General features: G+C 60.3%; 11 protein-coding genes. 3 read left to right on the top strand and 8 right to left on the bottom strand.

The window, feature by feature from the left end; genetic code table 11:
- Positions 1 to 899: 899 nt before the first annotated feature.
- The 3 genes from ACZRMH_RS09165 to ACZRMH_RS09175 all read left to right on the top strand — a co-directional run bounded on the left by ACZRMH_RS09165 (position 900) and on the right by ACZRMH_RS09175 (position 4,454).
- Positions 900 to 2,258, top strand: a complete 1,359-nt coding sequence (locus ACZRMH_RS09165; protein ID WP_464013147.1) for an 8-oxoguanine deaminase — start codon at positions 900 to 902, stop codon at positions 2,256 to 2,258.
- Between the two features lie 96 nt (positions 2,259 to 2,354).
- Complete coding sequence (locus tag ACZRMH_RS09170) at positions 2,355 to 3,869, top strand: nucleobase:cation symporter-2 family protein (protein WP_464013148.1); 1,515 nt, start codon at positions 2,355 to 2,357, stop codon at positions 3,867 to 3,869.
- A gap of 210 nt (positions 3,870 to 4,079) precedes the next feature.
- A complete protein-coding gene (locus ACZRMH_RS09175) occupies positions 4,080 to 4,454 on the top strand; it encodes a hypothetical protein (protein ID WP_464013149.1) in 375 nt (124 codons plus the stop codon).
- 45 nt (positions 4,455 to 4,499) lie between these two features.
- Here ACZRMH_RS09175 and ACZRMH_RS09180 read toward each other — a convergent pair whose 3' ends face one another.
- The 8 genes from ACZRMH_RS09180 to ACZRMH_RS09215 form a co-directional block, all read right to left on the bottom strand.
- Positions 4,500 to 5,711 (bottom strand): YeeE/YedE family protein, encoded by a 1,212-nt coding sequence (locus ACZRMH_RS09180; RefSeq protein ID WP_464013150.1) that lies wholly within the window; start codon positions 5,709 to 5,711, stop codon positions 4,500 to 4,502.
- A 297-nt stretch (positions 5,712 to 6,008) separates the two neighbouring features.
- Positions 6,009 to 7,289 (bottom strand): C4-dicarboxylate TRAP transporter large permease protein DctM, encoded by a 1,281-nt coding sequence (gene dctM, locus ACZRMH_RS09185; protein WP_464013151.1) that lies wholly within the window; start codon positions 7,287 to 7,289, stop codon positions 6,009 to 6,011.
- On the bottom strand, positions 7,286 to 7,924 hold the full coding sequence (locus ACZRMH_RS09190; RefSeq protein ID WP_464013152.1) for a TRAP transporter small permease: 639 nt from the start codon (positions 7,922 to 7,924) through the stop codon (positions 7,286 to 7,288). Before ACZRMH_RS09190 ends, dctM begins: the two co-directional genes overlap by 4 nt.
- A gap of 96 nt (positions 7,925 to 8,020) precedes the next feature.
- The gene (locus ACZRMH_RS09195) at positions 8,021 to 9,013 is read right to left on the bottom strand and encodes a TRAP transporter substrate-binding protein (RefSeq protein ID WP_464013153.1); all 993 of its coding nucleotides are present in this window, start codon (positions 9,011 to 9,013) and stop codon (positions 8,021 to 8,023) included.
- A gap of 78 nt (positions 9,014 to 9,091) precedes the next feature.
- A complete protein-coding gene (locus ACZRMH_RS09200; protein ID WP_464013154.1) occupies positions 9,092 to 9,919 on the bottom strand; it encodes an HpcH/HpaI aldolase/citrate lyase family protein in 828 nt (275 codons plus the stop codon).
- Between the two features lie 16 nt (positions 9,920 to 9,935).
- Positions 9,936 to 11,141, bottom strand: a complete 1,206-nt coding sequence (locus tag ACZRMH_RS09205; protein WP_464013155.1) for a CaiB/BaiF CoA transferase family protein — start codon at positions 11,139 to 11,141, stop codon at positions 9,936 to 9,938.
- Positions 11,138 to 12,508: an MmgE/PrpD family protein gene (locus tag ACZRMH_RS09210; RefSeq protein ID WP_464013156.1), complete on the bottom strand. Its 1,371-nt coding sequence runs from the start codon at positions 12,506 to 12,508 to the stop codon at positions 11,138 to 11,140. Before ACZRMH_RS09210 ends, ACZRMH_RS09205 begins: the two co-directional genes overlap by 4 nt.
- Positions 12,509 to 12,545: 37 nt before the next feature.
- Complete coding sequence (locus ACZRMH_RS09215; RefSeq protein WP_464013157.1) at positions 12,546 to 13,709, bottom strand: acyl-CoA dehydrogenase family protein; 1,164 nt, start codon at positions 13,707 to 13,709, stop codon at positions 12,546 to 12,548.

Below are 13,709 nucleotides of genomic sequence, written 5' to 3' on the forward strand. Positions count from 1 at the left end.
TCTTTGAAGCTGTTGGAGTAAGTCTTAGGCATTGCGATACACCTTCGCCCTCTTGAGTGAGTCAATCAATAGAGGCGACAGATAGCCTGACACGGAGGGACAGCCACAAAAGTAAGCAAAAAGGCCTTGCCCTACCATACGGCCGCCTCGCCTGGGCTCGGCGGTGCCCTCACTCCGGCACTGTTATGGGCATTCGCGTCGTCTGAACAATCGCATTACAAAAGCAAAAGCAAAAGCAATCTTGGACAGATACACGTACTACCTCCAATCAGGCCGGCCGGTCGACCGCCTCGGCGGCTCTTGCTCTACCGCCCTCCGGGAGGCCGTACGATGGGGAAAGGACCTTTTGGTTCCTTTTGGGTCCTTTCAAAAGGGACTCGCTGTAAGAGCGAAACCATAGTTTCAGTTATAAGAAAATGCCGGATATGTACCCGGTGGAGCAGTAACTTTAAGACGCGCCCTGACCATCGCACCGCGCCGCCTGCATCGCGGGCAAGCCCGCTCCCACAACTGCATCGTGCATGATCATGAACAGACCGGATATGTACCCGGCGAGCCAGATGCCACCAGCCCCACCGCAACAATCCCCAACAACTCTGCATTTTTAGTTGTATACAATAATAACCAATTCTGGTTACATCAACCCGCGCCTACGACACCGGTAATCGCCGATGCGTATTGCGACGGTAAACACCATGCAGCTTGCACAGCAGCTTCAACCCATCGCGCCTTACCGGCGTATGTCGTCCAGCATTCACTGCGCCCATGGGTGTGCCAGTGAACCGACAGCCCCTGCCCAGCCGCGCTGCATGCGGCTGCCGGGGCTTGGCTCAAGCCGAAAACCGATGCCCGCAACAGCATCACGTTGACAGCAAACTCCAAACGGAAGAGGAATACCCATGCCCAAGACTTTACTGGTCAAAAACGCCGAACTTTTGGTCACAATGGATGGTGAACGCCGGGAGATCAAACGCGGTGGCCTGTTTATCGAAGACAACCTGATCAAGCAGGTCGGCCCGACCGAAACCCTGCCGCAGCACGCCGATGTGATTCTGGATATGACCGGCAAAGTGGTGATCCCCGGTCTGGTCAACACCCACCACCATATGTACCAGAGCCTCACCCGTGTTGTACCGGCCGCTCAGGATGGTGAATTATTCAATTGGCTCAACAACTTGTATCCAATCTGGGCACGACTGACGCCGGAAATGATCTCGGTATCGACCCAAACCGCGATGGCCGAGCTGATCCTTTCTGGCTGCACCACCTCCAGTGACCACCTGTATATCTACCCCAACGGCTGCAAGCTGGACGACAGCATCCATGCCGCCGCCGAAATCGGCATGCGCTTTCACGCCGCTCGCGGCAGTATGAGTGTGGGCCGCAGCCAGGGCGGCTTGCCGCCCGACTCGGTGGTGGAGAAAGAAAGCTACATCCTCAAGGAGTCCCAACGCCTGATCGAGGACTACCATGACCCCCGCCATGGCTCGATGCTGCGCATGGTCGTGGCGCCCTGCTCGCCCTTTTCGGTCAGCCGTGACCTGATGCGCGAGGCCGCCGTACTGGCCCGCCAATACGGTGTATCGCTGCACACCCACCTTGCCGAAAACGTCAGTGACATCGCCTACAGCCGCGAGAAGTTCGGCATGACCCCTGCCGAGTACGCCGAAGACCTGGGCTGGGTCGGCCACGATGTCTGGCACGCCCATTGTGTGCAACTGGACCAGCACGGCATCGAGCTGTTCGCCCGCACCGGCACCGGGGTAGCCCACTGTCCGTGCTCGAACATGCGCCTGGGCTCCGGCATCGCGCCGATCCGCAAGATGCGTGACCACGGTGTGCCGGTGGGCCTGGGCGTCGACGGTTCGGCTTCCAATGATGGCGCCAGCATGATCGGCGAGGTTCGCCAGGCCATGCTGCTGCAGCGCGTCGGCTTTGGCCCGGATGCGATGTCCGCCCGCGAGGCTCTGGAAATCGCCACCCTGGGTGGTGCCAAGGTGCTTAACCGCAATGATATCGGCGCCCTGGCCCCCGGCATGGTGGCGGATTTCGTCGCCTTCGACCTTGGCCATCTGGCCTATGCCGGCGCCCACCACGACCCGCTGGCAGCGCTGGTGTTCTGCACCCCGACCCATGTCGACACGAGCGTGATCAATGGCCGGGTTGTGGTCAAGGACGGCCATCTGACCACTGTCGACCTGCCGCGGGTGCTGGAACGCCACAACCAGTTGGCCCACCAGTTGGTCAGCGGCGAATAACCCCTTCAGGACGTTGAGTCCCTGACAGGACTCAACGAATGCAACTGAAAACGTGCTGTTAGACGCATCTAAAATAACAAAAGCGAGCTACTCACCATGACTTCTCCCGCTTCCCCTCGTCCAGAAGACGAAAACCTCGGTATTGGCGCCAACCTGGCTTACGGCCTGCAGCATGTACTGACAATGTATGGGGGCATCATTGCTGTGCCCCTGATCATCGGGCAGGCGGCTGGCCTGTCTTCTGCCGACGTTGGCCTGTTGATCGCCGCTTCGCTGTTCGCCGGTGGCCTGGCCACTCTGTTGCAGACCCTGGGTATTCCTTTCTTCGGTTGTCGCTTGCCGCTGGTGCAGGGGGTGTCGTTCGCTGGCGTCTCCACCATGGTCGCCATTATTGGCAGTGACGGCGCAGGCGGGCTGCCGGTGGTGTTCGGCGCGGTAATCGTGGCGTCAGTGATCGGCCTGCTGATCACGCCGCTGTTTTCCAGTATTACCAAGTACTTTCCGCCGCTGGTGACGGGCATCGTCATCACCACCATCGGCCTGACCCTGATGCCGGTCACGGCACGCTGGGCCATGGGCGGCAACAGTCAGTCACCTGACTTCGGCAGCATGGCCAATATTGGCCTGGCGGCAATCACCCTGGTGCTCGTATTGCTGCTTAGCAAGCTGGGCAGTGCCAGCATCTCGCGCTTGTCGATTCTGCTGGCAATCGTTATCGGCACGCTGGTGGCGACCGCCGTTGGCATGACCGACTTCTCCCGGGTGCTTGAAGGCCCGCTGGTCGCATTGCCCGAGGTGCTGCACTTCGGTATGCCCGAGTTCCGGCTCGCGGCCATCCTGTCGATGCTGATCGTGATTATCGTGACCATGGTCGAGACCTCCGCAGATATTCTTGCGGTAGGTGAAATCATCGAAACCAAGGTCGATTCCAAACGCCTTGGCAACGGCCTGCGCGCCGACATGATTTCCAGTGCCCTGGCGCCTCTGTTTGGCTCGTTTACCCAGAGTGCCTTTGCGCAGAACGTTGGCCTGGTCGCCGTTACCGGCATCAAGAGCCGTTATGTGGTGGCCACCGGCGGCCTGATCCTGGTCACACTGGGGCTGCTGCCGGTGATGGGACGACTGGTCGCCGCCGTACCCACTGCCGTGCTCGGTGGTGCCGGCCTGGTGCTGTTCGGCACCGTTGCCGCCAGCGGCATCCGGACCCTGGCCCAGGTGGACTATCGCAACAACATGAACCTGATTATCGTCGCTACCTCAATCGGTTTCGGCATGATCCCGATCGCAGCACCCAACTTCTACCAGCACTTCCCGACCTGGTTCGAGACCATCTTCCACTCCGGCATCAGCTCGGCCGCAATCATGGCCATCCTGCTCAACCTGCTGTTCAACCATTTGCGCGCCGGCAACTCCGACCAGCAGTCGGTATTCGTCGCCGCCAGCGACCGCATCCTGCGCTCGCGGGATATCAGTTGCCTCAACGATGGCGATGTATTTCGCGACGGCAAGCTGTTCGACTGCAATGGCAAGGAAGTACCGATTGTCGAGGCCGACGAGCACCACGAACAGGCCCCGGCCTTGCGTAAAAAGAGTTTCGAGCAAGAACACTAAGCAACCATAAACCTCGTAAAACGGCGCTAAGGCGCCGTTTTACGTGCTGTTTTAATCGGCTGAGGGTGGTTTACAGGCAACAGGGCCATCGAACTTTTCCCTGTTTATCTGTCTATGTGAACACGCGTATCTGCCCGGCAAGTGCGAGCCCCAGGCGTTGCACAGCAGATCGCCACATATTCGATTGATAGACAGAGGTTCTCTTTGCTCATGAAATTCCACGCCCCACGGATGGTGCTTCTGAGCCTGTTCGCGTTCGCGGCAATGGGCTCGGCATCCGCCACACCGATGAAAGCCTCTCCTGCGGTTTTTGCCACTGAACCTGCAGCCCCTGAGGCTGCTGCCAACCCTTGGCCAGCGCTAGCAAACAAACAGTCAGCGCCATTGCTTGCCCGTGACGACCGTAACTGGCATGACAACCGCTGGCAGGATCACCGAGACGATCGGCGCAGAGACTGGCGTCGCGATCAATGGCGCCGGGAGCAAGCCCGCCGCGAAGCCGAGCGCCATCGTGATTGGGAACGCCGTCATGATCGGGCCATGCGCCAGCGCTATGACAACGATCACCGCTACTATCGTCGCTGACAAAAAGGGGCTGCTGAAGAGAAAGCAGCCCCGGCACAGATTTTTTTAGCAGCCGCTCAACGCCACCTGTGGACGCTCGCCCGCAAAGAACATCGGCCGCAGGCGCACGCCCACGCTGTTACCGATAAAGGCTGCCACCAACCATACCCAGCCATGCAGGCTGCCCGAGGCGATACCGCTGAAGTACGCGCCAATATTGCAGCCGTAGGCCAGACGCGAGCCATAACCAAGCAGCAGACCACCGATCACTGCAGCGATCAGTGAACGAGCCGGGATTTTCAGGCTGGGAGCAAAACGCCCGGCCAGACCTGCAGCCAATAGCGCACCGAGAACGATGCCGATGTCCATCACACTGGTGATGTCTTCCCACACCGGTGCGGCCAGAGCCTTGGCATTGCCCGGCATCTGCCAGAAGCCCCAACTGCCGACATCAACACCCAACCCGCTCGCTGCCTTGGCGCCCCACAGGGCGAACGCCGAGGTGATGCCCCACGGCCGCCCTGCCAGGGCCAGCGTGGCGTAATTGAGCAGCGCCAGACCAATCGCCCCCCACACCAATGGCCACGGCCCGCGCAAGAAGCGACGCAGGCCCTGATGTTCGCTGGTCACGCTTGCTTCAAGGGTGCCGTGACGGGACTTTTCCAGGCGCACGGTCACTGCGGCAATGATCGCGAACACAGCCAGGCTCAGCAGCAAGGCTGGAACCACACCGAAGGTTTTGACAATGGAAGTCGCCGGGAACGAAGGCAAGGCAAACCACCAGTCAACATGGTGAGTGGCGATCAATGATCCGCAGATAAAGAAAAACAGGGTCACCAGCATGCGCGCATTACCGCCGCCGACGGTAAACAGGGTGCCCGATGCACAACCGCCACCCAGTTGCATACCGATGCCGAAAATAAACGCACCGAACACCACCGACACCCCGATCGGCGCCACCAGCCCGACTACCGGCTGGCCAAACAGAGTGCCTGCTCCCAGCGCAGGGAAAAACAGCACCGCGGCCACGGCCAGCATGACCATCTGCGCGCGCAAACCTGCGCCGCGGCGATCATTGATAAATACCCGCCAGGCCGAGGTAAAACCAAAGGCGGCGTGATAAAGGGTCAAGCCCAGCGCCGCGCCGACGATCAGCAACAGCACCTGGCGCGAGCCGACACTGTTTTGCAGAAAGATGGCGCCCAGCACCAGCAAGACAAAAGCCACCAGCGGCGCAAGCGGCTTGCGCGCAGGCGTCAGGGAAAGAGAACTGCTCATGGGAAATTCCGATACGAATGATTTGGGTGAGTTGCGAGGCGTACGAGTATACCCCTGAGCGGTGCCTGCCCCAATGAGCAGGCTACCCGGCTGGCCCGCTACAACCTGTCACAGCCCCATGGGAGCTGGCTGGCAGCACCTCGGCTTAACTGACAGACCGCGACGCCTGCATCGCGAGCAAGCCCGCTCCCACAATGTTCCCTGCAAGCATCAAATTTTGCGTGCGACACAAAACCTGTGGGAGCTGGCTTGCCTGCGATGCAAGCAATTCTTTCTACCTGACGGAGCGCATCACCACTACATCCCCAACCAGTTCGGCAGCGCCAGCGACACAAACGGTACATAGGTCACCAGCACCAGGAACGCCAGCATCACCAGCAGCCACGGCGATACCGCACGCACCACGCGGGTCAGCGGCATACCCGTAACCGCCGAGGTGACGAACAGGTTAAGCCCGGTCGGCGGCGTGATCAGGCCGATCTCCATATTCACCACCATGATGATGCCCAGGTGGATCGGGTCGATGCCCAGTTGCATGGCAATCGGGAACAGGATCGGCGCCAGGATCAGGATAATCGCCGAAGGCTCCATAAAAGTCCCGGCCACCAGCAGCACGATATTGACCACCAGCAGGAATTCAATCGGGGTAAAGCCCTGTTCCACTACCCAGGCGGTGATCGACTGCGGGATCTGCTCGGTGGTCAGCACGTGGGCAAAGAGCATGGCGTTGGCGATAATAAACATCAGCACCACGCTCAGTTTGCCCGCCTCGATAATCACCTTCGGGCATTCGCGAACAGTCATGTCCTTGTAGATAAAAATCGCCACGAACGCCGCGTAGACCGCAGCCACAGCCGCCGCTTCGGTAGGGGTGAACATGCCCGAGTAAATGCCGCCAAGGATGATCACGATCAGCATCAGCCCCCAACCGGCACGACGCCCTGCGGTGACGATTTCCTTGAACGAGGCCCGTGGCAGCGAAGGCATGTCTTTGACCCGCGCCATGATGTAGATGGTCACCATCAACACCAGTCCCAGCAACAGGCCCGGCACCACACCGGCCATAAACAGCTTGCCTACTGAGGTTTCGGTGGCGGTGGCGTAAACCACCATCACAATCGACGGCGGAATCAGGATACCCAGGGTACCGGCGTTACAGACGATACCGGCGGCGAAATCCTGCTTGTAGCCGGAGCGCACCATGCCAGCGATAACGATCGAACCCACCGCGGCCACCGTGGCCGGTGACGAACCGCTCAGCGCAGCAAACAGCATGCAGGCCATGATCGCGGCAATCGCCAGGCCACCCTTGATATGACCGACGCAGGCGTTGGCAAAATCGATCAGGCGTCGGGCTACGCCGCCGCTGGTCATAAATGCACCGGACAACAGAAAGAACGGAATCGCCAGCAAGGTGTAGTGTTCGCTGGTTTCAAACAGTTTGATCGCCAGTGAACGCACCGAGTCATTACTGAAAAACAAGATGGTCATGGCCCCGGACAAACCCAGGGAAATCGCCACCGGGATGCCAACAAACATCAGCACGAACAGGGCGACAAAAAGGAAGGTAATGGTCATTTCGGGGTCCCCTGCTCGTCGTTTTCCGCCAGTTTTACGGCGTCATCCACTTCACTGTGCAAGCCCAGACCTTGCTGCTTGCCCTGGAGGATGCGGATAAAAATCTGCAGGAAACGCACGAACATCAGGGTAAAACCGATGGGCACGATCATTACGACTTGCCATTGCTTGATACCGAAACGGTCCAGGTCTTCAGCACTGGTGCCAACGGCATACAAAGTGGCAACCCACTGCTCGCTGGAGTACGCCATCAGCACGCAATAGCCCAGGCAAATGGCTACGGCGAGCAAGGCCACACGGCGCTGGTTGGCGGGGTTGAACTGGCGCACCAGCAAGTCGACGCCAATATGCGCACCGATACGCACGCCCCAGGCCAGGCCGACAAAAATCAGCCAGCCAAACATGGCCTTGGTCAGCGCCACGCTCCAGGTCATCTCCTGGGCAACGTAGAGAATACTGTCGCCGATGCCGAGCATGGTCTCGTTGGCGAACGGCAGCGAATCCCCCAGGGAATAGAAAACACCGTAGAGGTTGTTGAATACCACATACGCGAAAGTGACCAGGGTCATGCCTGCAAGCAGGAACGCCACCAGCATTTCTTCCGCGTGATTCCAGACACGAGCGACTGCGTGCATGGTTATCTCCCTTGAAAGAGCGGTCGCAAAGCGACAAAAGGCACCAATAGCACCGCTGGCGACTCCACAAGGGGTCACCAGCAGTCATCAGGGGGCTTAGCTGCTTTGGTTGGCCTGTTCGGCGGCGGCGATCACCTCAGGGCCGATATCGCTCTCGAACTTCTTCCATACCGGGCGCATGGCTTCACGCCACAACTCGCGCTGCTCCGGGGTCAGGGTGATGATTTCACTGGTGCCGGCGTCAGCAATGCGCTTGCGCGAAGTCTGGTTCAGCGCCTCGGCCTGCTTGTTCACCTCCACGGTGACCTCGGCCATGACCTGATCCAGGGTTTTACGCACCTCTTCAGGCAAGCCGTTCCAGAACTTGGTGTTGGTGATCACCATATAGTCGATGGCGCCATGGTTGGACTCGGTGAAGAACTTCTGCACCTCATACACATTCTGGCTTTCGTAGTTCGACCAGGTGTTCTCGGTGCCATTTACCACTCCGGTCTGCAAGCCCTGATAAACCTCGGCAAAACTCATCTTGCGTGGCGCCGCACGCAAGGCCTTGAACTGCTCATCCAGTACCGCCGAGGCCTGTACCCGGAACTTCAGGCCACGGGCATCCTTGGGCTCATACAAAGCCTTGTTGGCGGATAATTGCTTCATGCCGTTATGCCAGTAACCGAGCCCGGTAATGCCCTTGCCCTCCATGGACTTGAGCAGGGCCTGGCCTTGCGGGCTCTGCTGGAAGCGGTCGAGTGCATTGATATCGGTGAACAGAAAGGGCAGATCGAAGATCTGGATCGGCTTGGAGTAGTGCTCGAACTTGGCCAGCGACGGCGCCAGCAGCTGCACGTCACCGAGCAGCAGCGCTTCCATTTCCTTGCCATCACCGAACAGCGAGGAGTTCGGGTACACCTCGACCTTGACCTGCCCCGGCAGGCGTTCCTCGGCCAGTTTTTTGAACAGCAGTGCCCCCTGCCCCTTGGGCGTGTGTTCGGCGACAACGTGGGCAAACTTGATGCTGATGGGGTCGGCTGCGCTCGCAAAACCTGCGAATAACGGGAGTGCGCAAACCAATGCCTTGAGGGTGTGCTTGATCATGGGTACATACCTCTTGTTGTTATATGTTTGGTAGTGCCTGGTGTTGCCTGTAGTGCGTTTGAACCTGTTCGCCTGACCTCAGGCAGAAGGCAGACCGGCGCGGCGCAATACCCGTCGGGCCAGCCCGATGACCGGGGCGTCGACCATCTGCCCGTCGACCACAAACACCCCGCCCCCGCAAGCAACGGCATTCACAACCCGGCGGGCCCAATCCAGTTCGTCCTGACGGGGCATATAGGCGGCGTGAATCAGGGCCACCTGACTCGGGTGGATGCACAGCAGGCCGCCAAAGCCCATATCCCGGGCATCGGCGGCCATGCGGGTCATGCCCTCGGTGTTCTTTATATCGGCAAAAACGCTGTCCAGCGGCGGCGCCAGCTGCGCCAGGGTGCTGTGCAACAAAATGCCGTAGCGGGCCTGATCGAGCATGCGTTGCGCGGCTGCAGTGTCGCTGGCCAGCCCCAGATCCAGGCCCAGGTCCAGCGCACCGAAACTCAGGCGCTCAACCCCAGGAGCCCGGGCAATGGCCGGCAACTCAAGCAAGCCTTTGGCACTTTCGATAATCGGCCACACCGGTTTGCCACAGGCCGCAGCCAGTTCGACCTGTGCGGCGCTTTCGGCCTTGGGCAGCAATACCGCCACCACGCCGGGCTGACGCCGGCATAACTCGAGATCCGCCGCCTGTTGCCGATGCTGCGGTGCATTGATGCGCACCAGCACCCGGGCCTGGGGATGGGTCTCAAGGAAAGTATCCAGATTGGCCAGCGCCCGGGCCTTGAGGTCTTCTGCTACAGCGTCTTCCAGATCGACGATCACCGCATCGGCGCCACTTTGCAGCGCCTTGGGGATTCGCTCCGGGCGAGTGGCCGGAACAAACAGTGCTGAACGAATTATCCGGTTATCCATAACTATGCTCCATGCCTTATACGGCTCCTTGTTGATGCAGACGCTGGATATCATCCGCGCCGTAGCCCAGTTCACCCAACAGGCTGTCGGTGTGCTCGCCCAGCCCGGGCACCGCATCCATACGCGGCTCGAAAGCGGCGTTGCGCCCCGGTGGCAGCAGCGCCGGTATCTTGCCCGCCGGGCTGTCCACCTCACGCCAGCGATCACGGGCGGCCAGTTGCGGGTGAGCCCACACACCGGCCATATCGTTGACATGGGCATTGGCAATCGCTGCCCCGTCGAGCCGGGTAATCACTTCATCGGCACTCATGCGGGCAAAGGTTTCAACGATGATGGCCCGCAACTCGCTACGGTTCTCGGAACGCCGCGCATTGGCATTAAAGCTCGGGTTGCTCGCCAGGTCTGGCTGTAGCAACACCTTGTCGCAAAATTGCTGCCATTCACGCTCGTTTTGCAAGCCGAGCATCACTGTGCCGCCGTCGCCGGTGGGGAACGGCCCGTAGGGGTAGATGGTGGCATGTGCAGCACCGGCTCGCGGCGGCGGCGCGGCACCGTCGTAGGCGTAATACAGCGGGTAGTTCATCCATTCCACCAGGCTTTCCAGCATAGATACATCGATACGGCTGCCCTCGCCAGTCTTGTCCCGCAGCAGCAAGGCCGAGAGCACGCCGGTGTAGGCGTACATGCCCGCGGCGATATCGGCAATCGAGCACCCGGCCTTGGCCATGTCGTTTTCCCCCGGCCCACCGGTCACGGACAGAAAGCCGCCTTCGCTCTGGATCAGCAGGTCATAGGCCTTTTTCTGCTCATACGGCCCGCCCTCGCCGTAGCCGGAAATATCGCAGACGATCAAGCGTGGAAAGCGTTTATGCAGGGTTTCAAAAGACAGCCCCATGCGCTCTGCCGCACCCGGTGCCAGGTTCTGTACCAGCACATCGGCCGTGGCCAGCAGCTTGTCGAGTACGTCCCCCGCCTCCTGCTGCTTGACGTTGAGGGTCAGGCTTTCCTTGGAGCGATTGGTCCAGACAAAGTGCGAGGCCAGGCCATTGACCCGCTCATCATAGGCGCGGGCAAAATCGCCGGTGCCGGGACGTTCGATCTTGATCACCCGCGCGCCAAGGTCAGCCAGTTGGCGGGTGCAAAACGGCGCCGCAATGGCGTGCTCCAGGCTGACCACGGTAATGCCGTCCAGTGGCCGCGGTTTTTGTGCGGTGGCGCTCATGATGGGCTCCCGGTGCGCGTCAGCACACTCAAGTCATCGAGCTGGCGCAACTGCCAGACACGCTCGATCAGCACCGTTGCCTGTTCATTACTGCGCGCTCCCGAGAAGGCCAGCAGGCGGCGAAACTTGTCTTCCAGTTCGGCGCGGCTGAGGGTATTGCCCGGATCGCCCTTGGGCTCGTCAATACGCCCATGCAAGGTGTGGCCCTGCACCGTGGTCACCGTCACCCGGCCCAGCCAGCGCTGCGGGTAGGCACCATCAACTTCCTCGTCCAGTTGCATGCGCACTTTGTCGCGAAACTCGCCGATACGCGGATCGGCCAGCGCATGCTGATGAAATTCGGGCAGCCCGGCCTTGCCGTAAACAGCGATCAGGCCCAGCACCGTGCCCATGGAGAACTTGGCCTGATGCACGCTCTGTGGTACCTGCACGCGGCCCAATACATCGATGGCGCCCTGATGGACCCGGGTAGTGACACTGGCAATGTCTTCTGCACGCAGCCCCTCGCGCTGCATCAACGCCAGCAGCGCATCCGCTGCCGGGTGGGTATGCCGGCACGAAGCGTGAAACTTGAACGAGGTTTCCGTCAGTGCCCAGCGGCTGCCCAGGCGATCGGACAGGCAGGCCGGATTGGCGTCACTGGACATACCTGCAGCCATGCCCTGTTCGCCTTCGAGAATATTTTGTGCGCCGCTCAACCCTTCGGCCGTCATGTAAGCCGCCAGCAAGCCATCAGCCGCCGCCTTGGCGGTATGCAGCTGCTTGGAGTCCGCCGCATCACGCAGAAATTCCCACAGCCCCGCCGCCTGGGTACCGGCACTGCCCAGCAGGTTAGTCAACTGCTCCTGGTTGAAATCCATCAGCTTGCCGACACCCACGGCAGCAGCAAGGGTGCCGACCGTGGCCGTGGTATGGAAGATGCGGTAGTGCGAGCGACCAAGAAACTCGCCGATGCGAATGCCCGCCTCATAACCGGCAACGGCGGCGAGGATCAGCTCGCGGCCGGTTTTGCCCAGGTCCTGGGCCGCTGCCAGAACGGCCGCAAACACCACCGTCGCCGGGTGCAGCACGGAACTGTTGTGCAGGTCATCCTGCTCCACCAGATGGGAGCTGGCAGCATTGACCAGCGCGGCAAAATACGCCGAGGTGGTCTGGCCATTGACCAGAATGCCGGCAGGCCCCGTGGCCGGGCCCATCTTCGCCGCATAGTGCTCGAACAACGGAATCGGATGCGCGCCCTGACTGGCCAGGGCCGAGCCCAGCCAGTCGAGAAACAGGTCTTCGGTGCGGCTGATCACGGCTTCGGGCAGCTGCTCGTAATGCAGAGCGGCCAAAAATTCGGTTAGCGCTTGCGTGTGCTGACTCATGCAACGTTCTCCATCAATGTCGATATGCGCAACTGCTCTAGAAGGAACGCGGCAACTCAAGCAGATGCTCGGCCACATAGGACAGGATCAGGTTGGTGGAGATGGGCGCTACCTGATACAGACGGGTCTCGCGGAACTTGCGCTCGACGTCGTATTCATTGGCAAAGCCGAACCCGCCATGGGTCTGCAGACAGGCGTTGGCGGCCTCCCAACTGGCCTTGGCCGCCAGGTACTTGGCCATATTGGCTGCGGCCCCGGCCTTGCCGCCGCTGTCGTATTCTTCGCAGGCGCGCCAGCGCATCAGGTCGGCGGCCTCCAGCTCGATATGAGCTTCAGCGATAGGAAATTGCACGCCCTGGTTTTGTCCGATCGGGCGACCAAACACCACCCGATCACGGGCGTATTGCGCAGATTTTTCATTGAACCAGCGACCGTCACCGATGCACTCGGCGGCGATCAACGTGCGCTCGGCATTGAGCCCGTCGAGGATATAGCGAAAGCCCTTGCCCTCTTCGCCGATCAGGCTGCTGGCGGGGATTTCAAGGTTGTCGAAAAACAACTCGTTGGTCTCATGATTGACCATATTGGCAATCGGTTGCACGGTCAGGCCATTGCCGATGGCTTCGCGCAGATCGACCAGAAAGATCGACATGCCGTCGACTTTTTTCTGCACCTCGGCCAGCGGCGTGGTACGGGCCAGCAGGATCATCAGGTCGGAATGCTGCACCCGCGAGATCCACACCTTCTGGCCGTTGATCACATACTTGTCGCCCAGGCGAACGGCGGTGGTCTTGATTTTGGTGGTGTCGGTGCCCGTGGTCGGCTCGGTCACCCCCATCGATTGCAGGCGCAGTTCACCGCTGGCAAGCCGGGGCAGGTAATAGCTTTTTTGCTCTTCGCTGCCGTGACGCAACAAGGTAAACATGTTGTACATCTGGCCATGCACGGTGCCAGAGTTGCCGCCACAGTGGTTGACTTCCTCCAGAATCACCGAGGCCTCGGCCAGCCCCAGGCCAGAGCCGCCGTATTGTTCCGGAATCATCGCCGACAACCAGCCGGCCTCGGTCATGGCGCTGACAAAGGCTTCGGGGAAGCCCTTCTGTTCGTCAATCTTGCGCCAGTACTCGGCCGGGAACTCCGCACACAGGGCGCGCACGCCCTCGCGAATGGCGTTGTAGTCTTCGTTCAGATACGGATTCAT

It is taken from the genome of Pseudomonas sp. B414 (assembly GCF_055408445.1).